General features: G+C 33.8%; 25 protein-coding genes. 17 read left to right on the top strand and 8 right to left on the bottom strand.

Translation table 11 applies throughout. From position 1 onward, the window contains the following. Window positions 1-257 precede the first annotated feature (257 nt). A complete protein-coding gene (pfkA, locus tag ACYUCW_RS03690; RefSeq protein WP_004246429.1) occupies window positions 258-1,235 on the bottom strand; it encodes a 6-phosphofructokinase in 978 nt (325 codons plus the stop codon). A gap of 533 nt (window positions 1,236-1,768) precedes the next feature. Between pfkA and fabG the strand changes: the two genes are divergently transcribed. Together fabG and ACYUCW_RS03680 are read left to right on the top strand one after the other, a co-directional pair. Further along, window positions 1,769-2,524, top strand: a complete 756-nt coding sequence (gene fabG, locus ACYUCW_RS03685) for a 3-oxoacyl-ACP reductase FabG (protein WP_036895948.1) — start codon at window positions 1,769-1,771, stop codon at window positions 2,522-2,524. A 313-nt stretch (window positions 2,525-2,837) separates the two neighbouring features. Then, window positions 2,838-4,205 (top strand): phosphoethanolamine transferase, encoded by a 1,368-nt coding sequence (locus ACYUCW_RS03680; protein ID WP_163748299.1) that lies wholly within the window; start codon window positions 2,838-2,840, stop codon window positions 4,203-4,205. A 160-nt stretch (window positions 4,206-4,365) separates the two neighbouring features. On the opposite strand, the gene cpxP is transcribed toward ACYUCW_RS03680, so the two are convergent. Continuing rightward, on the bottom strand, window positions 4,366-4,932 hold the full coding sequence (gene cpxP, locus ACYUCW_RS03675) for a cell-envelope stress modulator CpxP (protein WP_004249721.1): 567 nt from the start codon (window positions 4,930-4,932) through the stop codon (window positions 4,366-4,368). A gap of 183 nt (window positions 4,933-5,115) precedes the next feature. Here cpxP and cpxR point away from each other — a divergent pair, with 183 nt between their 5' ends. The 14 genes from cpxR (at window position 5,116) to trmL (ending at window position 19,221) form a co-directional block, all read left to right on the top strand. Continuing rightward, window positions 5,116-5,814: an envelope stress response regulator transcription factor CpxR gene (gene cpxR / locus ACYUCW_RS03670; protein WP_004246432.1), complete on the top strand. Its 699-nt coding sequence runs from the start codon at window positions 5,116-5,118 to the stop codon at window positions 5,812-5,814. A gap of 12 nt (window positions 5,815-5,826) precedes the next feature. After that, the gene (cpxA, locus tag ACYUCW_RS03665) at window positions 5,827-7,215 is read left to right on the top strand and encodes an envelope stress sensor histidine kinase CpxA (RefSeq protein ID WP_460408215.1); all 1,389 of its coding nucleotides are present in this window, start codon (window positions 5,827-5,829) and stop codon (window positions 7,213-7,215) included. A gap of 82 nt (window positions 7,216-7,297) precedes the next feature. Beyond that, window positions 7,298-8,443 (top strand): UDP-galactopyranose mutase, encoded by a 1,146-nt coding sequence (gene glf, locus ACYUCW_RS03660; RefSeq protein WP_460408214.1) that lies wholly within the window; start codon window positions 7,298-7,300, stop codon window positions 8,441-8,443. 14 nt (window positions 8,444-8,457) lie between these two features. Beyond that, complete coding sequence (locus ACYUCW_RS03655; protein WP_163748302.1) at window positions 8,458-9,216, top strand: DUF707 domain-containing protein; 759 nt, start codon at window positions 8,458-8,460, stop codon at window positions 9,214-9,216. A gap of 484 nt (window positions 9,217-9,700) precedes the next feature. Further along, entirely contained in the window at window positions 9,701-10,600 is a 900-nt protein-coding gene (locus ACYUCW_RS03650; RefSeq protein ID WP_036932483.1) for an ATP-grasp fold amidoligase family protein, read from the top strand. 2 nt (window positions 10,601-10,602) lie between these two features. Then, window positions 10,603-11,823: an oligosaccharide flippase family protein gene (locus ACYUCW_RS03645; RefSeq protein ID WP_004246441.1), complete on the top strand. Its 1,221-nt coding sequence runs from the start codon at window positions 10,603-10,605 to the stop codon at window positions 11,821-11,823. Window position 11,824: 1 nt separating this feature from the next. After that, complete coding sequence (locus ACYUCW_RS03640) at window positions 11,825-12,928, top strand: glycosyltransferase (RefSeq protein WP_004246442.1); 1,104 nt, start codon at window positions 11,825-11,827, stop codon at window positions 12,926-12,928. Further along, complete coding sequence (locus ACYUCW_RS03635) at window positions 12,894-13,712, top strand: hypothetical protein (protein ID WP_004246443.1); 819 nt, start codon at window positions 12,894-12,896, stop codon at window positions 13,710-13,712. Before ACYUCW_RS03640 ends, ACYUCW_RS03635 begins: the two co-directional genes overlap by 35 nt. A gap of 3 nt (window positions 13,713-13,715) precedes the next feature. Continuing rightward, the gene (locus ACYUCW_RS03630) at window positions 13,716-14,462 is read left to right on the top strand and encodes a glycosyltransferase family 2 protein (protein WP_004246444.1); all 747 of its coding nucleotides are present in this window, start codon (window positions 13,716-13,718) and stop codon (window positions 14,460-14,462) included. Between the two features lie 26 nt (window positions 14,463-14,488). Continuing rightward, window positions 14,489-15,523, top strand: a complete 1,035-nt coding sequence (locus ACYUCW_RS03625; RefSeq protein WP_036932484.1) for an EpsG family protein — start codon at window positions 14,489-14,491, stop codon at window positions 15,521-15,523. A 21-nt stretch (window positions 15,524-15,544) separates the two neighbouring features. Continuing rightward, the gene (locus tag ACYUCW_RS03620; protein ID WP_004246446.1) at window positions 15,545-16,711 is read left to right on the top strand and encodes a nucleotide sugar dehydrogenase; all 1,167 of its coding nucleotides are present in this window, start codon (window positions 15,545-15,547) and stop codon (window positions 16,709-16,711) included. Window positions 16,712-16,736: 25 nt separating this feature from the next. Beyond that, complete coding sequence (locus ACYUCW_RS03615; protein WP_004246447.1) at window positions 16,737-17,741, top strand: NAD-dependent epimerase; 1,005 nt, start codon at window positions 16,737-16,739, stop codon at window positions 17,739-17,741. A gap of 22 nt (window positions 17,742-17,763) precedes the next feature. Then, window positions 17,764-18,714 (top strand): NAD-dependent epimerase/dehydratase family protein, encoded by a 951-nt coding sequence (locus tag ACYUCW_RS03610; RefSeq protein WP_004246448.1) that lies wholly within the window; start codon window positions 17,764-17,766, stop codon window positions 18,712-18,714. A gap of 3 nt (window positions 18,715-18,717) precedes the next feature. Continuing rightward, a complete protein-coding gene (trmL, locus tag ACYUCW_RS03605) occupies window positions 18,718-19,221 on the top strand; it encodes a tRNA (uridine(34)/cytosine(34)/5-carboxymethylaminomethyluridine(34)-2'-O)-methyltransferase TrmL (RefSeq protein ID WP_004246449.1) in 504 nt (167 codons plus the stop codon). 128 nt (window positions 19,222-19,349) lie between these two features. On the opposite strand, the gene ACYUCW_RS03600 is transcribed toward trmL, so the two are convergent. The 6 genes from ACYUCW_RS03600 to ACYUCW_RS03575 form a co-directional block, all read right to left on the bottom strand. Next, window positions 19,350-20,315, bottom strand: a complete 966-nt coding sequence (locus ACYUCW_RS03600) for a glycosyltransferase (protein WP_049213611.1) — start codon at window positions 20,313-20,315, stop codon at window positions 19,350-19,352. Window positions 20,316-20,336: 21 nt separating this feature from the next. Further along, a complete protein-coding gene (locus ACYUCW_RS03595; RefSeq protein ID WP_049212097.1) occupies window positions 20,337-20,894 on the bottom strand; it encodes a serine acetyltransferase in 558 nt (185 codons plus the stop codon). Between the two features lie 2 nt (window positions 20,895-20,896). Beyond that, window positions 20,897-21,718 carry a serine O-acetyltransferase gene (cysE, locus tag ACYUCW_RS03590; RefSeq protein WP_004249733.1) on the bottom strand — a complete coding sequence of 274 codons (822 nt, stop codon included), beginning with the start codon at window positions 21,716-21,718 and terminating at the stop codon, window positions 20,897-20,899. A gap of 111 nt (window positions 21,719-21,829) precedes the next feature. Continuing rightward, entirely contained in the window at window positions 21,830-22,843 is a 1,014-nt protein-coding gene (gene gpsA, locus ACYUCW_RS03585; protein ID WP_004246453.1) for an NAD(P)H-dependent glycerol-3-phosphate dehydrogenase, read from the bottom strand. Further along, a complete protein-coding gene (gene secB, locus ACYUCW_RS03580) occupies window positions 22,843-23,316 on the bottom strand; it encodes a protein-export chaperone SecB (RefSeq protein ID WP_004246454.1) in 474 nt (157 codons plus the stop codon). Before secB ends, gpsA begins: the two co-directional genes overlap by 1 nt. A gap of 70 nt (window positions 23,317-23,386) precedes the next feature. Next, entirely contained in the window at window positions 23,387-23,824 is a 438-nt protein-coding gene (locus tag ACYUCW_RS03575) for a rhodanese-like domain-containing protein (RefSeq protein ID WP_004246455.1), read from the bottom strand. A 3-nt stretch (window positions 23,825-23,827) separates the two neighbouring features. Between ACYUCW_RS03575 and ACYUCW_RS03570 the strand changes: the two genes are divergently transcribed. Continuing rightward, on the top strand, window positions 23,828-24,115 hold the full coding sequence (locus ACYUCW_RS03570; RefSeq protein ID WP_071531011.1) for a hypothetical protein: 288 nt from the start codon (window positions 23,828-23,830) through the stop codon (window positions 24,113-24,115). Window positions 24,116-24,172 lie beyond the last annotated feature (57 nt).

The following is a 24,172-nucleotide window of genomic DNA, read 5'->3' as shown; positions in this document are numbered from 1 at the left end:
TTGTTTTGTTTAACTAGGCTGACAGAAAGATTTATAACGATGAAATAATAAAAAACAGACTGTTATACGTAACAGCTATATAGTTGAGAAAACGGGGACTCACACAGTCATTACCCATCAGATAAGAGAAGAAAAGCGCGTAGAATGAAATGTTTTCACTCGGGAAGCTGTTCTGATACAAGCTGATATTGCATCAGAACAGTCCACGAATAAGGATATAACTCAGAAAGGCTCTGGTAATAGAGTAAAACTATGGCTTAATACAGTTTTTTCGCAGTTTCATACCAATCGGCTTTAAAGACACGTTTCATATTCATAACCGCATCAATAATATCATGGTGAACCAGTTTTTCATTTTGGATCCCTACACAACGACCACCATAACCTTCAAGTAGCAGTTGTACAGAGTAAGCACCCATACGAGAGGCTAAAATACGATCGTAGGCAACCGGAGAGCCGCCACGTTGAATATGGCCTAATACAGTGGCACGTGTTTCATGTTTGGTTTCTGCTTCAATAAAACGTGCTAGCTCATGTACATCACACACATGTTCGGTAATTGCCACGATAGCATGACGTTTACCACGCTCAATACCCGCTTTAATTTCTGCTAATAATTCATCACGATCAAAAGGTAATTCGGATTCAGGCAACACCACGAACTCACAGCCACCCGCAATAGCAGCGGATAAGGTTAAATCGCCACAATAACGTCCCATCACTTCAACGATAGAGATACGTTTATGCGATGTTGAGGTATCACGTAAGCGGTCAATCGCTTCTACCGCTGTTTCTAACGCCGTGAAATAGCCAATAGTGTAATCAGTACCCGCAACGTCATTATCAATGGTGCCCGGTAAACCAATACATGGGAAACCCGCTTCAGTTAATTTTTTCGCCCCCAGATAAGAACCATCACCCCCGATAACCACCAGTGCATCTAACTCATTTTGCTTCATATTTTCAATAGCAACGGCACGCACATTATCTTCGCGGAATTCTGGGAAACGCGCTGAACCTAAAAAGGTACCACCACGGTTGATCATGTCTGACACACTAAAGCGATCGAGTTTTTTCATACGGTTTTCATATAAGCCCATATAGCCATCAAAAATACCGTACACTTCTAAACCTTCGCTGAGTGCTGCACGGACAACACCACGGATCGCGGCATTCATACCCGGTGCATCACCACCACTTGTTAAAACCCCAATTCTTTTGATCCCATTAACCATGATTACCTCTGATTCTTATTCGATATCATTATTGCAATATATTGTTGGAATAACTGTTATCTTAATACCGGCTTCACGAACGTAATCCACCGATATCTCAAATGCTGAATTGATTCAACAACCCCATTGTACGCATATTTTTTATCACTTCATCATCAACGTACATTTTTTTTTATAAACTTGATGCGCATTAAATTAATTGAGTAGCCTGTATAAATACTATACTAGTCTATCGTCTCTGTATTACACCGATAAGTTAACACTTTTTATACAGATACTTTACAGCCTTTTGCTATCTATCTCAAAAAACAGTGTGTTAGCCATATATTACTATCAAGATATAAAGTGTAATGGGCTTATTGACTGTTTGCTTAACACTTTGCGCGCTGTTATCGATACTTTTGTGTTATTCGGCATAAATAGAAAAAGCGCTCACCCTACACAATTGTGACTGATGACAAAAATTTTGCGTTAATTTACCGTTTATACAATAAGGCTGATACAGTATAACAAACAGTACAGTAGGAGGTTTTATGTTTGATTTAACGGGTAAAATTGCTTTAGTTTCCGGCGGAGCAAAAGGTATTGGTAAAGGCATTGTTAGCGCATTAAAAAACAGCGGTGCACAGGTTATTATTGCTGATATTGATGATGTAGCAGGTAATGCAACCAAACAAGCACTTGGTGTTGATTTTATGCACCTTGATGTCACCTCTCAAGCAGCCTGTGAACAAGTAGTCAATGATATTGTTAAACAGTATGGCAAACTCGATATTCTTTGCTCTAATACCGGTATTTTCCCCCAAGCGACAATTAAAGAGATGAGCGAAGCTGATTGGGATAAAATGCATACCGTCAATTTAAAAGGAATGTTTTTCTTAGTAAAAGCAGCTCTTGCGGTAATGGAAAAGCAACAATATGGCCGTGTGATCATCACCTCTTCTATTACAGGCGCCATTACTGGCTATCCGGGCTGGAGCCATTATGGAGCAAGCAAAGCAGGTCAGTTAGGCTTTATGCGCAGTGCTGCATTAGAATATGCACGCCACGGTATTACCATTAATGCCGTTATGCCCGGCAATATTTTAACCGAAGGCTTACAAGCCCAAGGAGAGACCTATCTTAATCAAATGAAGGCCTCTATCCCAACCCATACCTTAGGGGAGCCTGAAGATATCGGCTATGCCGCCGCATTTTTTGCCTCTAATGAAGCAAAATATATTACCGGTCAAACCATTATTGTCGATGGCGGCCAGATTTTACCTGAATCTCCAGAGGCGTTGTTGTAGTTGATTAGATTAATTAAGGAAGAATGAATCGATTCTTCCTTCTTGCTCTATATAAATTTAGGCTTTTAGATTATAATTTTTAACCTTTTATTTAATCTTACGTTTTTCTCTATTTGCCTTATATAACTACATTATGAAAAAACTCTTTACTAACAAAATATTGCAATGCCTTATTTTGCTTATATTTGTTTTATTACTACATATCTCATTAGGATATAAATTACGCCCCTTCTATGTTCTGACTTTTACCGCTTTTCTTCTATGCTTATCTGGATATTTTAAAAGAACCTATTTCATCTTTATAATATTATTGATGATGGTTGGTGCTATTTATTCACCAATAGGTTTAAAGTATGGCTCACCAAATATCAACTCTATCATCTCTATCTTCTATACCAATACACATGAGAGCTTAGAGTTTATCTTATCTGTTTCGCCTATAAGCTTAGCATTTAGTTGTTTACTTATATTATTTGGCCTACTTAGTCTTAAAGTGAACCTCTTAATTGGAAAGAAACTATCACTATTTACCGTCTCTATTTTTATCTTAACCAGTGTTACATGGCCGGTAAAAGCCCTTATTACTCATGATGATTACTCTTTTGAAGCCAAATTACCTATAATTCGCTTTTTTAGTGATATAAAAAAACATTATGATACAGTGATAATAGAAAATAATTGGATAAATACAGAACTTAACAAAAAAGATAGTTGGTTACCTATTAATAATAGTAAATATAAAAATTATATTTTAGTTATCGGCGAAAGTGCCAGAAAAGACTTTATGCAAAGCTATGGTTTCCCAATTCAAAATACACCATTTTTAGAGAAATCTCCTGTAATACAGTTTGACGACTATATTTCATCAGCACCATCTACTTTATTTTCTCTTCCTCCTTCATTAACCTTAAAAAATCATAAAACAGGTGATATGGAGTTACAAAACAATATCATCACATTAGCTAAAAAAGCAGGTGTCTATACTTATTGGTTTTCTAATCAAGGTTCTATGATTGGCTCTGATTCTATTATTTCTACTATAGGTAAACGTGCTGATGTATATCACTTCTTAAGCAAAGGTGATTATCATAATAACGGAAGAACCACTGATGATGATTTATTGCCTGATATCAAAGCAGCTCTTTCAACAAATAGCCATAAAACCAACCTCATTGTTGTACATTTAATTGGCTCCCATTCACAAGCCTGTGCTAGAACCCAAGGACAATACGATGAGTTTTTTCAATCAACCGAAGTCTCTTGTTATGTGCAAAGTATAAAAAATACAGATAAGTTATTAGAAAAAATCGTCGCGATGTCAAATGCAACGGGTAATTCATGGTCTTTGCTCTATTTTTCTGATCACGGATTATCTTATGAACATAAGGGGGAAAGCTATACTAAACTTACCCATAATGATCAATTTAAACAAAATTTTGAGGTACCACTCTTTATACTTTCGAGTGATAGTCACGAGAAATATCACATAACAGCAAGAAGAAATGGTAGATATTTTATGACGTTATTTTCTGAGTGGATAGGCATTCAAGATCCCAAAATTTCTAATCATTGCCATATGATTTCAAATGATATTTGCACTGATCAAGACACGGTTATCAACTTTCAAAAAGAAGAAATCGATTATAATTCACTACCAGAAGATAAAATAATATATCAATAATAAAATTAAAAACGCAAAAAAAAGCCCCTCTCCAGAGGGGCTGCAAAAGACAGGGATGGTGTCTATGGCAAGGAAAAAACTTCGTTGTTGCTACTTACTCTCTAACTAGGTACTGCTTTACTACACTCTTACTACATTACTAAAGGACTTTACTTAATCACTAATTAGCTTTCTCTTGAGTTTGCTGGTTTTGCTGACTAACAGAAGAGACACGCTGTTGATAATTCTTTTCTAGCTGCGCTTTTTGCTCTGGGGTTAATAGCTGATACATTTGATTATGAACTTTCGCCATTTCAACTCGGCGCTCTATTGCTTGTTTGTCCATATCTTGTATTTGCGCTCTTACCGCTGCTTCATCAAACTTATCCGCGGTAATTAGCTTATGCATATTTTCGTGACGCTGACGAAAATCACTGTTATTAAAACGATCTTGATGATGCTGGCGCATTAAATCGCGCATTTGAGTACGTTGTTGCTCTGTTAATGTAATACCATTAAACATACGCGACTCACCGAAATTATTGTTACCCATCATATGGCCACGTTGTCCACGATGACCTCGGTTATCACGTCCATCATGCATACCGTAACCGTATCCACAATGGTAATTATCATTATACTGTTGTTGCCCTGCAGGCTGATTATTTGTATTTGATGTTTCAGCCATTACTACCGTCGGAGCTACTAAAAACATTGATGCTAGTGCAACCATTGCTACTTTACGCATTGTCCCACTCCTCATTCGGTTATAATACCGACTTATTAATGCTGACCTAAATATGTGTAATTGTTCTCGATGTGGATTACTATACCTTTACGGCTGCAAACTAGCGTCAGAGCGTGTAAAAGAACGTAAAGTCATAGATTCGCGCTATTTATTATCGTATTTTTCTCTTGGAGGAATTGACGAATGCATAAAATCTTATTAGTGGATGACGATCGCGAATTAACCTCGCTATTGAAAGAACTACTTGAAATGGAAGGCTTTAATGTTGTGCTCGCCACTGACGGCGAACAGGCTTTAAAACTTCTGGATGCGTCTATTGACTTGTTATTACTGGATATCATGATGCCACGTAAGAACGGGATCGAGACACTTAAAGAGTTACGCCAAAATTTCCAAACACCTGTCATTATGTTAACGGCAAGAGGCAGCGATCTTGATCGTGTACTTGGCCTAGAGCTGGGAGCAGATGACTATTTACCTAAGCCATTTAACGATAGAGAGCTAGTTGCACGCATTAGGGCTATTTTACGTCGTTCCAACTGGAGTGAACAAAAACAGACCGATGGCAACACCTCACCGATATTGCAAGTCGATAAATTACAACTTAATCCGGGTAGACAAGAGGCCAGCTTTGATAATGAACCATTAGAGCTAACAGGTACTGAGTTTACGTTACTTTATCTACTTGCTCAGCATTTAGGACAAGTGGTATCGCGCGAGCATCTCAGCCAAGAAGTGTTAGGTAAACGCTTAACACCTTTTGATAGAGCGATTGATATGCATATTTCCAACTTACGTCGTAAGTTACCGGAAAGAACAGACGGGCAGCCTTGGTTTAAAACATTACGTGGCCGTGGTTATCTTATGGTTTCAATAACTTAATAAAAAATCTTTATGATAAACAGTTTGTCAGCGCGTATATTCGCCATATTCTGGCTGACACTAGCATTAGTTCTAGTGCTAGTTATGATGGTACCCAAGCTGGACTCGCGCCAGCTTACCACTTTACTTGAAAGTGAATACCGTCAAGGTGTTATGCTAGAGCAACATATAGAAGCCGAACTAGCGCAAGATCCGGCTAACGATCTGCTATGGTGGCGGCGATTAATCCGCGCCATTGATAAATGGGCACCACCTGGTCAACGTCTTATTATTGTCACCAGTGAAGGTCGTATTATTGGTGCTCAACGTAATGAAATACAAGTTGTCAGAAACTTTATGGGACAGTCTGATAACGCAGACCATCCAAAAAAGAAAAAATACGGTCGCTCTGAGATGTTAGGCCCCTTTTCCATTAGAGATGGTGAAGATCACTACCAACTTTACTTAGTGCGCCCATCAAGTAGCCCACAATCTGATTTTATCAATTTATTATTTGATAAACCGCTTTTATTACTGATATTCACCATGCTTATCAGTACACCGCTACTGGTTTGTCTCTCTTGGAGCTTGGCAAAACCGGCACGAAAACTCAAAAATGCGGCGGATGATGTGGCAAAAGGTAATCTGCGCCCTCACCCTGAGCTGGAAACCGGCCCGCAAGAATTTTTAGCGGCAGGCACCAGTTTTAATCAGATGATCAGCGCCTTAGAACGCATGGTTGAAGCGCAACAACGATTGATTTCTGATATCTCCCATGAATTGCGCACCCCATTAACTCGTTTACAGCTTGCCAGTGCATTACTACGCCGTCGTAGCGGTGAAAGTAAAGAGCTAGAGCGTATTGAAACAGAAACACAGCGGCTAGATGGCATGATCAATGACTTATTAGTGCTTTCTCGCAACCAGTATAAAAATGAGTTATTACGTGAAACCGTAAAAGCGAATGAGCTTTGGAACGATATTTTAGATAATGCGAAATTTGAGGCTGAACAGAGCAATAAAACCCTAACAGTAACTGCCCCGCCAGGCCCATGGACGATTTATTGCAATCCTTACTCATTAGCGAGTGCCTTTGAAAATATCGTTCGCAATGCCTTGCGTTATTCACATTCTCGTATTGAAGTGGCCTTTACCGAACAAAATCAGGGTATCACTATTATTGTTGATGATGATGGCCCAGGGGTTAGCCCAGAAGATCGCGAGCATATTTTCCGACCTTTTTATCGTACGGACGAAGCACGTGATAGAGAATCCGGCGGTACAGGGCTGGGACTGGCAATAGTTGAAACCGCAATTAGTCAACATCGAGGCCATGTTAAAGCTGACGATAGCCCATTAGGGGGGTTAAGAGTGGAGATTTGGTTGCCTAGGGGAAGTATTAGCTCAAGCAATAAATTATAATTATCATTTTTAACTATTGATAATTACTGTATATTTTACCCTATTAATTTATACAAAATGTACTAAGTTCTTAGGGTAAAATATGAAATTTTTAGTCGTAGGCTGTGGGTTAACAGGGGCTGTAATTAGTCGCCATCTAGCTGATGCTGGTCATTACATCACGATAATAGACCAAAGATCACATATTGCTAGTAATTGCCATACAGAACGAGATAGAAATACCGGTATTATGGAACATGTTTATGGTCCACATATCTTCCACACTAGCGATGAAGTGGTATGGGAATATATCAATAAACATGGTGAAATGATCCCTTATGTAAATAGAGTAAAAACAACTTATCAAAATCAAGTATATTCTTTACCTATTAACCTACATACAATAAATCAATTCTACCAAAAAGCGCTAAATCCTGAACAAGCAAAAACTTTTTTAAGTACTATCACAGATAAATCTATTACTGATCCTAAAAACTTTGAGGAACAAGCCCTAAAATTTATTGGAAAAGATTTATATGAAGCCTTTTTTAAAGGCTATACAGTAAAACAATGGGGTTGCGACCCTAAAAATCTACCTGCGAGTATTTTAAAACGCCTCCCTGTAAGATTTACTTATGATGACAATTATTATTCTCATAAATACCAAGGAATGCCTAAACATGGCTATACCGATATAGTTCGTTCTATCCTTGATCATAAAAATATACAAGTAATAACAAATAAAAAGTATGACCATAGCGAAAGAGAAGAATATGACCATATTATATGGACTGGAAAAATAGATGAATGGTTTGGCTATTGCGAAGGTAGATTAAACTATCGAACACTAGATTTTATAAAACATGAAACTATAGGTGACTATCAAGGTACAGCTGTTATGAATTACTGCGATATAGCGGTACCTTATACTCGCATACATGAACATAAACACTTCTCACCATGGGAATCTCATGATAAAACGATTTATATTGAAGAACATAGTCGGATATGCGAAGAGAATGATATTCCTTACTATCCCATTCATTTAGAAGAAGAAAATAAAATATTAAACAAATACTTAGAATTGGCTCAAAAAGAAAAATATATCACTTTTGCAGGTAGGCTAGGTACATATAGATATATGGATATGGATGTATCAATTAAAGAAGCACTTATGCTTGCAGAAAACTTAGTATCAGATTTAATAAATCAAAATGAACTTAAGTCGTTCTACCACAAACACCAATAACAAGAGAATATTCTATGTCAAAATTTTTAGCAGTAATTAGATGTGGAGATAATTCACTTCATAAAAACTGGGTTAATGATAATGCCCAATTTGATGTAATTCTTAGTTATTTTGGTGAAGATATCCCTTATTCTTTAGATAATATAAAATATGTACACCACTTTAAAGGATCAAAATGGGAAGGATTATACGATTTATTCCATAACCATCCAGAGTTATGGGCTGATTATGATTATATCTGGTTGCCTGATGATGACTTAGACAGTACCGTAGAAAATATCAACTTATTTTTTGAATTAATGCAAAAGTATCAATTCGATCTTTGCCAACCAGCATTAACTAATAATAGTTACTATTCCTATAAAGACTTACTACAAGAACCGGATTTAATATATAGAGAAACTAATTTTGTAGAAGTAATGGCGCCCTGCTTTTCAAAGAAAATTATTTCTAAAGCATATCAAACATTTAATGAAAATAAATCAGGGTGGGGACTAGATTTTTATTGGCCTATTTTATTTAAAGAAGAAAATATTAAAGTTGGTGTTATAGACTCTACACCAATACATCATACACGACCAGTAGGGATAGCAGGCCATGGAAGTAGTGATAAAACCTTATCGCCTTTAAATGAACTTCATCAATTATTAGACAAGTATTCACTTGAAATACCTACGTTTGTAGCAACTTCACTTCTAACCCAAAAAGGGAAAATGATACAAAAAGGCAGTTTCAGCTATTCTTTAAGAAAGTTTATGAAAAAAAGAAAATAACCCTATGATTAAATTAAGAAATTTACCATAAAATCACATAAAACTACTTTCATATCAACCATAAGGACTGTTTTTATATTGAATAAATACAGTCTAATTACCTGATACAAAGTAAATACATTTTGAGTAATGTAGTTTTAACGCTTACAGCAATACAATAAAAAAATTACTACATTAAAATATTCTGCCATTTATTGAAGAGTAGGTGGCATATTCTTTTCATTCCCATCTTTATAGATATTTCAGAATGATCTTGCTAAATCAGTCGATATTCCGATACTTATATATACCTAATCAATGTTAGAATACCCAACAATTGCTTGACCCGCAGGTTTGAAGAGTCTAATCTCAAAGCGGTTTTGCGTACTGTTAAAGTATGCTTATATAATAAAACTCTTATATTACAGATAGATAAGGGTTTTAAAAGAGAAATTTTGGCGCTCTGGGGGCCGTAAACCCAGTGCGGTAGCTATGGATTAAAATGATGAATGAATATATAAAACATATACGAAAAAAAGTCTTAAGAAGCTTATGCAATAGTTTTCCTACACTAGTTACAAAATTATTATATTACAGACGATTTGGCAAAAGATTAAATTTAAAACAACCAAAAACATTTAATGAAAAATTACAATGGTTAAAGTTAAATACATATAAAAACAATTTATTAGTTACACAATGTGCTGATAAATATAAAGTAAGGGAATACATAAAAAAAACACATTGTGAAGATATTTTAAATGATATTTATTACACTTGGAATTCTCCTTTAGAAATAAATTGGGAAGCTCTACCAAATAAATTTGTATTAAAATGTAATCATGGAGCGGGTTATAACATTGTATGTAGAGATAAAGAAAAATTAAATCAAGATAAGATAATAACAACTTTAACCAAATGGATGAAAGAAGATTATTGGAAGAATTCTGTAGAACTATGTTACAAAGATATTCCTAAAAAAATTATTTGTGAAAAATTTATAGAAACAGAAAGTAAAGAATTACCACTAGATTATAAAGTATTTTGTTTTCACGGTAAGGCAGAATTCGTTATGATTTGTACTGATAGAGAAAGCCAAAAACCAAAATTTTTTTTCGTAGATAAAGATTGGAATTTGTTACCATACGGCCTAGATTATAAATATATAACAGATGCCTCTATCCTAACAAAACCTATTGGTTATGAGAAATTATTTTTCTATGCAGAGAAGCTATCAAAACCATTTCCTTTTGTAAGAGCAGATTTCTATTTAAATGATAATAATATTCTTTTTGGTGAATTAACCTTTACACCCGCCGCCGGTTTAGATATAGAATTAAACAACAAAGAAATAAGAAATGTTGATATAATTATAGGAAATCTACTTAATCTGAATAGAATTTAAATATGGAATTAACAAAAAAAAAAGAAATTTTAAGTAATTTGGTAAGCCTTAGCTCTATTAACATATTAGGAATATTAATCCCTATAATTACAATGCCTATTCTTTCTAGAAGCCTAGGAATTGATACTTATGGAGAATATCTGTTATTTATGACTATATTAATATTCGGTCATACAATTACAGATTATAGTGTTCAATATATAGGAGTTAGGCAAGCATCTAATCATAAATATAACAATATCAAACTTTCTGTTATATACATTAATTACCAAACATTAAGATTATTTCTAGGTAGTGTTTATTTTTTATTATCTCTTAGCTATTCTATATGCTTTTTAAACGTCCATTTCACGTACTGGATATTATATGGAGGAAGTTTGTATCTAATAGGCTATGTGTTGACTAGCGCATGGTTTTATTTATCAATTGGAAACACAAAAATACTTATTATCTCTTCTCTATTTACTAAATTAATAAATTTATTAATAATAATATTTTTCATAAAAAAAAGTGACGATATAGATTTATTAATTTTATCTACTACTTTACCTCTTTTTATTTCTGGTTTCTTATTATATTTAAATATCAAACTAAAATTCAAATTAAAATTTATTTTTAGAGCTAAAAATATTTATCGATATATTATTAAAGGAAAAAATGTATTCTTAGGTATTCTATCTCCCAATTTGTATAATTCATTGCCTATAATAATACTCGGTTCAATATCGACTCCTAGTGAATTTTCAAAATTTGCAATTGCAACCAGAATCATTGGATTAATCACATCATTTCAAGATATCTTTGCACGATCAGTATTCCCTATCCTTTCACGTGAAAAGAAAAATCATATAATTACTCTACTAAAAATAAATTCACTCTTCTCAGTCTTAGCGGTTGTCTTTATTTTATGTTTTGGAGAATACTTTCTATATTTATTTTTAGGGAAAGATTATGCTAATAATATTTATTTAAATATTTTATCTATCAGCATTATATTCATTGGATTCATGAATTCATTTTCTGATGGCTTCTTTTTACCTAAAAAGTATGACTTAATTTATCGCAACATTTCTATTAGAATATCTTTAATATCCTGTACTATATCATTTATTTTAATATTAAAATTTGGTATTCTTGGAGGGTGCATAGGTATAACTACAGCAAGAATGTTATTCTCTATAGATTATTTTAGAACATATTATAATTTATCTAAAAAGGTTTAGTATGAATATACTAATATTATTACCTTCACTAGGTGGTGGTGGTGCTGAGAAAAATGCAGTTTTAATTGCAAATCAATTAGCAAAAAAAAACAACGTCCATATAGTAATTATATATAATGAAATTACTAATGAAAACAGGAAGCGGTTAGATAATAACGTATCGTTAACATTATTAAATAAGAAAAAAATAATATTTTCCATGTGGAAAATAAGGAATATTATCCTTAAAGAAAATTATGATGTAATTCTTACTACTGTAGCATATTTTGGTATAACATTCTCTTTTTTGCTTCCATTTATAAATAGAAAGAAGAAAATATATATATATAGGGAAACTAATATCCCATCCATATATAATAAAAACTTTAATATTTTGAAAAGAATTATATTTAAGCTTGGCTATCTTTATACAATGAAGAATTATGATTATATTATTTGCCAATCAAATGATATGATAAATGACTTAAATATATATTCATCTATTCCCTCAAGGAAAATAATAAAAATTAACAACCCAATAACTAGACCTGAATGTCACCCGTCTATAATAAATAACAAAAAATCTGAAAATTATGTTTTTGCAGCAGGCCGACTCACCCAACAAAAAGGATTTTTAGATTTAATAAAAAACTATTCAACATCTAATGCTCTAAAGAAAAACATAAAATTATATATTGCAGGTATGGGGCCTCAATATAATGAAATGAAAATACTAATTAATAGTTTAAATTTGAATGCAAACATAATTTTATTAGGGTTTAAGGATGATTTAAGTAGTTATTTATTAAATGCAAAAGCTTTTATTCTTTCATCAAATTATGAAGGTTTTCCAAATATTGTCTTAGAAGCATTGTCTTATGGGTGCCCTGTACTTTCTAATGATTGCCCTGGTGGTATTAATGAAATTATTATTCCTAATTTCAATGGATTAATTTATTCGAAAAATAACTTTAATGAAATGTTAGATTTAATTCTTAAGATTGATTTTGATAGAAATCAAATTTCTGAAGATATCATAAAAAGGTATGATGCTAATTTATTACTAAGTAAATATGATGAGATAATAGACAATGATAGCAATATCAATTTCAACCACAACAAATAGATTATTCAATATAAAAAAAGAGCAATTCCCTCAACAAGAAGGTATCATTTATTTCATATCTATACAAGGACTAGATATCGATAAAAATAAAGTAGGTTTATTTATAAAAAACAATCTACCTTATTTTAGAGTGTTATATACTGAATCTAAAGGTTTATCTAATAATAGAAATAATTCATTAAAAGAATTATACAAGATAAATACGGTTGAATACATATATATTGCAGATGACGATATCTATGTAAATATAAAAGGAATTTTTCAACTAGTAGAAAAAATGAAATTAAATGATATTTCATTAGGCTGTGGAAAAATATCTTGCGATATCGGTGAATTTAAAAAATACCCCTTAAAAGAAGGTTACTTTAATATTTTTAATATGGCTAAAATCTCCAGCGTAGAGATGTTATTGAATAAAAGTTTTTTAGCATCCAATAAGATTTTTTTTGATACAAAATTTGGTTTAGGAGGCATTTTTGATTCTGGTGAAGAATATATTTTTTGCTCCGATATTTTAAAATTAAAAGGTACAATAAAATATTACCCAATAGTCCTTTGTCAACATCCTCCAATCTCATCAGGAAAAAATTTTTATTTGACTCCTGAGAAAATTGCAGCAAAAGGCGCAATGTTCTATAGAATATTTGGAAACATGGGATTATTATTTTCACTAGCGTTTAGCTTAAAAAAACATAGAATATATAAAAAAAAGTTAGGCTTTTTTCAGTTCTATCGATATATGGTTTCAGGTCAAAAACATTTAAAAAAACTATTAACAAAATAAATTATGAATATAGAAAAAAAAGACTATCTAGTTTCAATAATTATGCCTTGTTTTAACTCTGAGAAATATATTTCAGAAGCTATTGAATCAGTATTAAAACAAACATATTCAAATTTCGAATTAATAATAATTGATGATAACTCAACTGATTCGACACTAAAAATAATAAATTCATTTAGAGATAACAGAATCACTATTATTTCCTTTGATGAAAACCAAGGTGCTGGTGTAGCAAGAAACAAAGGCATTGAGGTAGCAAATGGTCGATTTATTGCTTTTCTAGATAGTGATGATTTATGGAGCAAAAATAAACTAGAAGCTCAAATAAAATTTATGTTAGATAATAATTATCATTTAACATATAGTTATTATCAGTGCTTTGATAAAAATGGAATTAGTAATATTAAAACTCCCCCTTTATCTATATCTTATAATAAACTTTTATATTGCAATATTATTGGATGTCTAACTGCTATTTATGATTCCTATATAATAGGAAAACAATATATGCCTCTCATAAGAAAAAGACAAGATATGGGGTTATGGTTAAAGATTTTAAAACAATACGGTGATGCATATTGTCTCCCTTATGTACTAGCATCTTATAGAACTGATTCAGGTATGACAAAAAATAAATTTAATGCAGCATTGTACCAATGGAAGTTTTATAAGCATGAATTAAAATTTAACTTAATAAAATCATTATATTATTTTATTGGTTATACATATAATGGATTATTTAAAAAATAATTTATCTTTTTCACAGGAATAAGATTGTGTTTTATTATACTCTATTTTTGCTTATAGTTTTATGTTTGTTAATTCTATCTAATAAAATTAAAAATGATTTTTTCTTTTATATTTTAGTTATTATCACGGTTTTATTCTCTGGGCTCAGATATGATGCTGGAAATGATTTTTTTTCTTATTATTCAATGATAACAAATGTTGTTGATATAAATAGATTGGAGTTAATACCTAGACTTTTAATTGAAATAGCAATAGCATTTGAACAGCCTTTCTTATTTTTTCTTTTATCATCTACTTGCTATATTTTTTCCATTGCTTATTTTTGTAAAAAAAACTCACAAAACAAGGAGTTATCCTTTCTACTATTTATATTATTACCATTATCTTTTTTAACATCATTTGGTTATATTCGACAATATATGTCTATTGGCTTTTATTTAGTAGCTTTATCTCTATTTTTAAATAAGAAAAAGAAAAAATCATTTATTTTTATGTTGCTGGCTATACTTTCACACACTTCATCAATAATATTTATTCCTTTAATAATATTGCATAAGATAATATCCAGAAAAAAAATAAATATTTTAATTACAATATCCTTAATAATAGCATCATACTCATTTTCATGGATAATAAAAGAATACTCTTATTTGGCCGGAAATTATCAGCATTATATAACTGGGAAAAATGTAATAGATGCCGGAAAAAAAATAGGTTACATTTGTTTACTTCTACTTATATATTTTTATACATTATCAATTAGAATAAAAAACAAGAATAACATTTACTTTTTTAATATATTTGTTATTTTTGTTATACTTTATATATTATTAATGGATTTTGGAGAATATGTAGTTAGAATTAGTTACATTTTATTTCCTATCAGTTATATACTTTTCTCTTCAACCTTACTGAAAAATAAAAATCTTAGACTATTACAATTGCTAGCTATAATATTGTTTGGACTATCTATGTTTTATACAACTCTTTATCTAGCTAGTAAAAATACAACTCGTGACTTTTTAACAAATTACTCTTTTATTTTTTTGAAAAATACTTAATTTTTATTTAGGATTTAGAATATGAAAATCACCATCTCAGGAACCGGCTATGTCGGTCTATCTAATGGGATACTCCTTTCCCAAAACAACAAAGTTGTTGCATTAGATATTAATAAAGAAAAAGTCGAACTATTAAACAAAAAAATCTCTCCTATCTCTGATAAAGAAATTGAAGAGTTTTTAGCTACTAAAGAGCTCGACTTTACGGCAACTTTAGATAAAGAATTCGCTTATAAAGATGCTGAATTTGTTATCATTGCCACTCCTACCGATTATGATCCTAAAACTAACTACTTTAACACCTCTTCTGTAGAGTCGGTTATTCGTGATGTTTTAGAATATAATCCAAACACCACTATGATTATAAAATCAACCATTCCAGTTGGTTTTACTAAACAGATGAGAGAAAAATATCATACCGATAATATTATCTTCTCTCCTGAGTTCTTACGTGAAGGTCGCGCCCTTTACGATAACCTTTATCCATCTCGTATTGTGATTGGTGAGCAATCTGCAAGAGCAGAGAAATTTGCTGAGCTTTTACAACAAGGGGCATTAAAAAAAGATATTGATGTTCTTTTTACTGATTCTACAGAAGCAGAAGCCATTAAGTTATTTGCCAATACTTATCTCGCACTGCGTGTGGCTTATTTTAATGAACTCGATAGCTACGCCCAAGCTTACAATTTAAATGCAAGACAAATTATTGAAGGTGTCTGTTTAGATCCACGTATTGGTAATCACTATAACAATCCATCATTTGGTTATGGCGGTTACTGCTTACCAAAAGATACGAAACAGCTGTTAGCCAACTACGAATCAGTGCCTAATAATATTATTGGCGCCATTGTGGAAGCTAACCGCACTCGTAAAGACTTTATTGCTGATTCTATTATCGCTAAATCACCGAAGATTGTTGGTGTTTATCGTTTAATTATGAAATCAGGCTCTGATAATTTCCGCTCATCTTCAATTCAAGGCATTATGAAGCGTATTAAAGCAAAAGGCATTGAAGTAGTGATTTATGAGCCAGAAATGAAAGAAGAGACTTTCTTTAACTCAAAATTAATTCATAATTTAGATGAGTTTAAAGCAATGTCTGATGTCATTATTACCAATAGAATGGCTTCAGCACTAAACGATGTTGAAGAAAAAGTTTATACTCGAGACCTCTTTGGTAACGATTAATTAATAGAAACGGATTAATTACGTAATGAAATATTTAGTCACAGGTGCTGCTGGATTTATTGGTTTTCATCTAATAAAAAAACTGATCCAGCAAGGTGAAACCGTTGTTGGTATTGATAACCTTAATGATTATTATGATGTTGCTTTAAAAGAAGCTAGACTTAATCTTTTAAATCAACTAGATAATTTCTCTTTTTCTTTTATTGATTTAGCTGATAGAGAAAAAATTGCTCAATTATTTGAGGCTGAGAAATTTGATAGGGTTATTCATTTAGCTGCACAAGCTGGTGTTAGATATTCACTAATTAATCCGTTTTCTTATGCTGATAGTAATTTAACTGGTTTTCTAACTATTTTAGAAGGTTGCCGACACAATAACGTTAAGCATCTTGTTTATGCATCATCAAGTTCAGTCTATGGCTTAAATGATGAATTGCCATTTTCTCCTCATGATCAGGCTAATCATCCTGTTTCTTTATATGCAGCCACTAAAAAAGCTAATGAATTAATGGCGCATAGCTATTCTCATTTATATGGTATTCCAACTACTGGATTACGTTTTTTCACAGTCTATGGCCCTTGGGGACGCCCCGATATGGCATTATTTAAATTTACTAAAGCCATTATTAACAATCAGCCTATAGATATTTATAACCATGGTGAAATGAAACGTGATTTCACTTATGTTGAAGATATTGTAGAAGGTGTTACACGTATTGCTGATGTGATCCCTACAGCCCAGCAAGATTGGAAAGTAAGTACAGGTACTCCAGCAGATAGTTCTGCACCCTATAAGGTTTATAATATTGGTAATGGATCTCCGGTAAATTTAATGGATTACATTAGTGCGTTAGAAATACATTTAGGTAAAAAAGCAGATAAAAATATGTTACCAATGCAACCCGGTGATGTGTACACCACATGGGCAGATACTGAGGATTTATTTAAAGCAACTGGCTATAAACCTCAAACAAGCGTTGATGAAGGTATAAAACAGTTTGTTGATTGGTATAAAATTTATTACAAATAATAATTAACTTAATGGATCTATTATGATAACAATCATCGGTGGCTCAGGCTTTATTGGTACTCGCCTATCAGGCCAATTAACTAAAGAAAATATTGAATTTAAAATTGTGGATATTGTTAAAAGCGAGAAATATCCTGAAAAATGGGTCTTTGGTGATGTTACTAGACCAGAATCTTTACTCGAACCATTAAAAGGTTCTGATGTAATTATCAATTTAGCAGCGCAACATAAAGATAATGTTCATCCTATTAGCTTATATTATGAAGTTAATGTCGATGGTGCTAAAAATATTTGTGATGTTGCTGAACAATTAAATATTAAACATATTGTATTTACTTCATCTGTTGCTGTATATGGTTTTGTCGAAAAAGAAACAGGTGAAGATGGGGAGTTCCATCCATTTAACGATTATGGAAAATCAAAACTTGAAGCTGAACATAAGTATGAAACTTGGTATAAAAAAGATAATACAAATACATTAGTTGTAATCAGACCAACCGTTGTATTTGGTGAAGGCAATAGAGGAAATGTATACAACCTATTCCGCCAAATAGCTTCAGGTAAATTTTTAATGGTAGGCTCGGGTAATAATAAGAAATCTATGGCTTATGTAGAAAATATTGCAGCTTTCTTAAAATTTGCTACTCAAATAGAATCCGGTCATCATATATTTAATTATATAGATAAGCCTGATTTTACTATGAATGAGTTAACCGATATTATCTATACTGCACTCGACAAACGCCATAGTCATATTAAAGTACCTTATGCTATTGGATTACTTGGTGGGTATTGTTTTGATATTTTATCGAAAATAACAAGGAAAGAATTTCCTGTTAGTAGCATTCGTATTAAAAAGTTTTGCGCGCGTACCCAATTTAAATCTAATAATATAGATAAAACCAGATTTAAAGCACCTGTTACTCTGGAACAAGGCATCGCAAATACAGTTAAAGCAGAATTTAGTCATTAAACAATGCTCAATATCGTCTTATTTGAACCCGAAATTCCACCGAATACGGGTAATATTATCCGCCTGTGTGCCAACACAGGCTTTCATCTTCATTTGATCCAACCATTGGGTTTTACTTGGGATGATAAACGGCTACGCCGTGCAGGGCTTGATTATCGTGAGTTTGCTGATATCAAACAGCATCACGATTATTATGCTTTTTTAGAAAGTGAAGGATTAAGCCCTGATAATGCACAATCCCCGACAGGTGCACGGTTGTTTGCATTAACCACTAAAGGTACTCCCGCCCATAGTAATGTAAGTTATCAAGATGGGGATTATCTGCTATTTGGTCCTGAAACACGAGGATTACCACCTTATGTGTTGGATAATATGCCAACACAACAAAAAATCCGTGTACCAATGTTAGCGGATAGCCGCAGTATGAATCTTTCTAATACGGTTGCCGTGGTTGTTTTTGAGGCATGGCGCCAATTAGGCTATCCTGGTGCATTATTAAGAGATTAATTTATCTTTTTAATTTATAACCATAAAAAATGACCTCTAGACTTTATTGTCTCGAGGTCATTTTTATGTATATGCTTTGTGCTAGTTTTAGCTTTTCTTATTTTATATCTTCTTTTTATCTTTCGGTTTTATTTCTTAGCTTTTTTAGTTATTTTTCTTATCAAGAAATACCATCTTGCACTTATTTTTATTAAAAATGATGAGAAATCAGTTACTAATACCTTTCTTTCTAATAATTTTTTCTTAAATTCATTTTTTTGTATTAACTCTTTTCGATACTCTTTAGCATTAAATTGTTGATTAATCTTTTCAAGTAACCTTTTACAGCGTACTACTTGCTCTACTGTTTTTTTATCATTATCCAATAATAATGAATAATCCTCTTTATTCACGTTAATGCCAAAATACATTAATAATTTTCGTCCTACTCTTTCCGCGGTATCTTTTTGTATCGCTTTATATTGCGAACGTTCGACATTTGGATGAGTACGATAATAAAGAAGTGGTACAGGGAGATTATGGAGCTTAAATTTTCCAGCAATAATTAAATTCACCCATAAACCATAATCTTCTGCATAGAGGTCTGCTTTATCATATCCACCAACAGATAATATATCTTGCTTACGATAGATAATGGTTGGATGCGCTAAGGAGCAATCATAAAGACTAGAAATCACAATATCACTATGTGTTTCTGGATAAGTATTAATTCTATTTGGCTCTTCTTGGTAGATAAAAGCACCACCACAAACACTCACTTCAGGATGTTGTAACATAAATTGATATTGCGCTTCTAGTCTGGTTGAAACGGCAATATCATCAGAGTCCATTCTAGCGACTAAATCACATGAAGCTAATTGTAATCCTTTGTTTAAAGAAGCGATCAATCCGATATTTTGTTCATTAATAATCAGTTTTATTCTGGGATCTTTTTTGGCATTTTCTTTTAAAATAGATAATGAGTTATCCGTTGAGCCATCATTAATGATAAGAAACTCAAATTCTTTAAATGTTTGATTTAATATAGAATCAATAGACTCCTGAAGGTATTTCTCATCATTGTATACCGACATTAATACGGTAATTTTGGGCATATTGTTTTTCATTATCTATTTTCAGCAATATTTATTAATTTCAAAATTCATCTTATTGATATACCGACACCCTTCACCCACATCCTTTAATACTAATGCATGGGCGCCAATAATCGCATTATCACCAATATTAATCTCACCACCAATAATGGATGAATTACAGCCAATATAAACATGATCTCCTACTTGGATATTGGCTTTTCCCCCTTTCTCTTTTACGCCAATAGTCACCCCTTGCATAATAGTGACATATTCCCCCAGTTGGCAGTAATTAGTCAGTACAATGCCAATCGGGTGTGGTAAAGAAAGGCCTTTACCAATACGAGTTTTTAACGAGATATCATTACAGTATTTACGGTTATTGCTAGCACCGATCCGAATACCTAATTTATGTAAAAAGCGATGGGGAGAGAAATAAAAATATTGTGCTACCCGCCACCAAAATAGGTAACGGGAACGCTGACAGAAAAATACTCGATGAAATAGCCTTAACCAACTAAAGGGTTTTTTATCACCAATATATTCAGCCTGTAAGCAATCTTTTAGTTCAGCAAGGGTAACCTTAGCTTGGGCATGCATAGTTAAATACCATCACCACACTCAAAGCCGGGTACAACACCATTAAAGTGTTGATCCATATCGAATGACGGTTTTTCACTATCAGGACGACCGACAATGCGGGCAGGCACCCCGGCCACCGTAGTATGAGCTGGTACTTCATGTAATACTACCGAGCCAGCACCAATTTTAGCACCACGACCAATTTCGATATTACCAAGGATTTTAGCTCCTGCGCCAATCATTACCCCTTCACGCACTTTCGGGTGACGATCACCTCCTGTTTTACCTGTTCCCCCTAAGGTCACAGATTGTAAAATAGAGACATCATTTTCAACCACCGCCGTTTCACCAATCACAATACCTGTCGCATGGTCGAGCATAATACCGTGTCCAATACGTGCCGCTGGGTGGATATCCACCCCAAAGGTGACTGATATTTGGTTTTGTAGATAAATAGCTAGCGCTTGGCGATTTTGTTGCCATAGCCAATGGGCAATACGGTAGGCTTGTAGTGCATGAAACCCTTTTAAATAGAGCAGTGGGGTAGAATATTTATCCACCGCGGGATCACGTAGGCGTACCGCGGAGAGATCACAAGCGGCCGACTCAATCATTGAGCTATCGTGACTATAAGCCTCTTCAACAATTTCGCGAACTGCAATGGCTGGCATAGTCTGAGTTGCCAGCTTATTGGCCAGCATATAGCTTAATGCACTACCTAAATTTTCGTGTTTGAGAAGTGTCGCATGAAAGAAACTGGCTAACATTGGCTCACAATCTGCCAATGCACGCGCTTCGCTTTTAATATGATCCCAGACTCTTGTTAGTTCTTCTAGCGACATACTCACTCTCATTTTTTACACCAAAGCCTAAGTAAATACTTAGGCTTTGAATTTTCAAACAAATGGATAGTTAAAACAGATACCCTAAGAATATTATTTAAAATAAACTGACTACAGGCTACTGTCTATCTCATCTTTGGTTGCTCGCCCTAATAAAGCCAATGCAGCCTCTTTTACATCTTTATGTTGATATAAAATTTGGTAAATCTGTTCGGTGATTGGCATTTCTACACCCACTTGTTCGGCTAATGCGCGAACTTCTTTGGTGTTACGATAACCTTCGACTACCTGGCCAATTTTCTCTTGGGCTGTATCAACATCTAAACCTTGACCTAGCATCATACCAAAGCGACGATTACGTGATTGATTGTCTGTACAGGTTAAAACCAAATCACCCAAACCAGCCATGCCCATAAAAGTTGCCGCATCTGCACCTAAGGCTTTACCTAAGCGGCTCATTTCGGCTAGACCTCGGGTAATCAGTGCGGTACGCGCATTAGCGCCAAATCCCATACCATCAGACATACCCGCACCAATAGCAATCACGTTTTTAACAGCGCCACCCAGTTGCACACCGATAAAATCAGGGTTTTTATAGACTCGGAAACTTTTACCACAATGAAATAGCTGTTGTAACTGCTCTAAAAAGAGATTATCCGTCGAGGCCACTGCAATCGCGGTGGGCAAACCCGCGGCAAGCTCTTTAGCAAAAGTAGGGCCAGATAATACTGCGAGCGGGATTTCATTACCTAATACTTCACGGGCAACATCTTGTAATAAGCGACCAGTATGTGCTTCAAGACCTTTTGTCGCCCAAACAACACGTGCATCCTGACGTAAAAAGGGTTTGATTTGTTGCAGTACTTCACCAAACACATGGCTTGGGATCACCACAAGAATATTACGGCTCGCTTCAATCGCTTTTTGCAAAGAAGCTTCCATATATAAACTATCAGGAAAGGAAACATCGGGCAGAAAGGCTTGATTACAGCGCGCTTGTTCTAATGCCGCAACGTGCTTGGGATCATGCCCCCACAGCACAACATCGTGCCCATTACGCGCTAAGGTAATCGCTAAAGCGGTGCCGTATGAACCGGCACCGATAACTGTCATAGAAGCGTTCATTAAGCTTCTTCAACTCCTGAGTTTGCTGCATCCTGTTGCTGTTGTTGCTGTAAATAGTTCATAAACAACGCATCAAAGTTAACAGGTGCTAAGTTTAATTGTGGGAAAGTACCACGACCTACTAAGTTGGTGATACATTCACGTGCATAAGGGAATAGTACGTTCGGGCAGTATGCACCTAAGCAATGTGCTAATTGTGTACCTTCGATACCTTCAACAGTAAAGATACCTGCTTGTTGTACTTCACACAGGAAAGCGGTTTCTTCTTCCATTGTTGCCGTAACAGTGACACGTAAGATAACTTCATATACATTTTCAGCTAGCGTATTAGAAGAAGTATCTAAATCTAATTTAACTTCTGGTTGCCACTCTTTTTGAAAAACTTGTGGGGCATTTGGCGCTTCGAAAGAGATATCTTTTGTGTAGATACGTTGAATTTGAAAAGTCATCTCTTGGTTTTGCTGTTCTGACATAATAATCTTACCTTTTTATATCCTTATTAAATTGAATAGCAGTAAGTATAGAACTCAATCTGCCCGCTCGTTACTTTTTACCTTTTGCCAGTGGTAAATTCTCACCACTCCAACCTGAAAGACCATCTTTTAAAATAAAGACTTTTTCAAAACCTAATTTGATAAGGCTTTCAGCAGGTTTTGCACCCTCAATACCTGATGGTGATACCACAATCACCGGCTGTGATTTATATTTCTCCAGCTCAGCAATATTGTTACTTTTGATCTCAGAAGGCGTTAAATTGATAGAATCGATGATGTGTCCTTTACGGAACTCATCACGGCTACGGATATCAACACAAACCGCATTCTCTTTGTTTATCAAAGAAATCGCTTCTGTACGGGAAATATTTTTCGTTTTAGAAAAAAGGCCTTTAAAGGTCAATACAATGACCGCCACCAGCAGCGCAATCCAGATAAAACTTAACAGGGTGTGCCGGCTAAAAAATTGCATTACTTCTTGCAGCATAGGATGCAATCACTCTCGTTAGTTAAAAATAGTATTAAAGAGCCAAAGTATACCTTTGTCATGGCGCAATTACAGCCTATTCCTTCGTTTCTCTTTCAGTTTTTGCGGAAAGTTTCTCAACAATCATTTTTTTTATTGACGGATTTATGTACCATTAGCGCCGAAAAATCCTGTAAAACAGCGTTTAAAAGAGTCTCTCTTTTCACTTTACCGGATCTCTCTTCAGGTAAGCTATTAAGAAATCAGCATTCATCATCAAAGCCTGTGACAAAAATAGTCACTCGTACGTAGAATTTCACACCTGTCTGAGATACAACCACTATTTGTTATTTATTAAAAGTATTGAGA

The sequence above is a fragment of the Proteus sp. MB838 genome (genome assembly GCF_054767435.1).
Note: the sequence above shows the minus strand (reverse complement) of the source record. Positions and strands in the feature narration are given on the sequence as shown.

Coding starts and splice junctions, on each gene's coding strand:
- pfkA (WP_004246429.1), bottom strand. CDS start 1,235: ATGGTTAATGGGATCAAAAGAATTGGGGTTTTAACAAGTGGTGGTGAT.
- fabG (WP_036895948.1), top strand. CDS start 1,769: ATGTTTGATTTAACGGGTAAAATTGCTTTAGTTTCCGGCGGAGCAAAA.
- ACYUCW_RS03680 (WP_163748299.1), top strand. CDS start 2,838: ATGATGGTTGGTGCTATTTATTCACCAATAGGTTTAAAGTATGGCTCA.
- cpxP (WP_004249721.1), bottom strand. CDS start 4,932: ATGCGTAAAGTAGCAATGGTTGCACTAGCATCAATGTTTTTAGTAGCT.
- cpxR (WP_004246432.1), top strand. CDS start 5,116: ATGCATAAAATCTTATTAGTGGATGACGATCGCGAATTAACCTCGCTA.
- cpxA (WP_460408215.1), top strand. CDS start 5,827: ATGATAAACAGTTTGTCAGCGCGTATATTCGCCATATTCTGGCTGACA.
- glf (WP_460408214.1), top strand. CDS start 7,298: ATGAAATTTTTAGTCGTAGGCTGTGGGTTAACAGGGGCTGTAATTAGT.
- ACYUCW_RS03655 (WP_163748302.1), top strand. CDS start 8,458: ATGTCAAAATTTTTAGCAGTAATTAGATGTGGAGATAATTCACTTCAT.
- ACYUCW_RS03650 (WP_036932483.1), top strand. CDS start 9,701: ATGAATGAATATATAAAACATATACGAAAAAAAGTCTTAAGAAGCTTA.
- ACYUCW_RS03645 (WP_004246441.1), top strand. CDS start 10,603: ATGGAATTAACAAAAAAAAAAGAAATTTTAAGTAATTTGGTAAGCCTT.
- ACYUCW_RS03640 (WP_004246442.1), top strand. CDS start 11,825: ATGAATATACTAATATTATTACCTTCACTAGGTGGTGGTGGTGCTGAG.
- ACYUCW_RS03635 (WP_004246443.1), top strand. CDS start 12,894: ATGATAGCAATATCAATTTCAACCACAACAAATAGATTATTCAATATA.
- ACYUCW_RS03630 (WP_004246444.1), top strand. CDS start 13,716: ATGAATATAGAAAAAAAAGACTATCTAGTTTCAATAATTATGCCTTGT.
- ACYUCW_RS03620 (WP_004246446.1), top strand. CDS start 15,545: ATGAAAATCACCATCTCAGGAACCGGCTATGTCGGTCTATCTAATGGG.
- ACYUCW_RS03615 (WP_004246447.1), top strand. CDS start 16,737: ATGAAATATTTAGTCACAGGTGCTGCTGGATTTATTGGTTTTCATCTA.
- ACYUCW_RS03610 (WP_004246448.1), top strand. CDS start 17,764: ATGATAACAATCATCGGTGGCTCAGGCTTTATTGGTACTCGCCTATCA.
- trmL (WP_004246449.1), top strand. CDS start 18,718: ATGCTCAATATCGTCTTATTTGAACCCGAAATTCCACCGAATACGGGT.
- ACYUCW_RS03600 (WP_049213611.1), bottom strand. CDS start 20,315: ATGCCCAAAATTACCGTATTAATGTCGGTATACAATGATGAGAAATAC.
- ACYUCW_RS03595 (WP_049212097.1), bottom strand. CDS start 20,894: ATGCATGCCCAAGCTAAGGTTACCCTTGCTGAACTAAAAGATTGCTTA.
- cysE (WP_004249733.1), bottom strand. CDS start 21,718: ATGTCGCTAGAAGAACTAACAAGAGTCTGGGATCATATTAAAAGCGAA.
- gpsA (WP_004246453.1), bottom strand. CDS start 22,843: ATGAACGCTTCTATGACAGTTATCGGTGCCGGTTCATACGGCACCGCT.
- secB (WP_004246454.1), bottom strand. CDS start 23,316: ATGTCAGAACAGCAAAACCAAGAGATGACTTTTCAAATTCAACGTATC.
- ACYUCW_RS03575 (WP_004246455.1), bottom strand. CDS start 23,824: ATGCTGCAAGAAGTAATGCAATTTTTTAGCCGGCACACCCTGTTAAGT.
- ACYUCW_RS03570 (WP_071531011.1), top strand. CDS start 23,828: ATGCAATCACTCTCGTTAGTTAAAAATAGTATTAAAGAGCCAAAGTAT.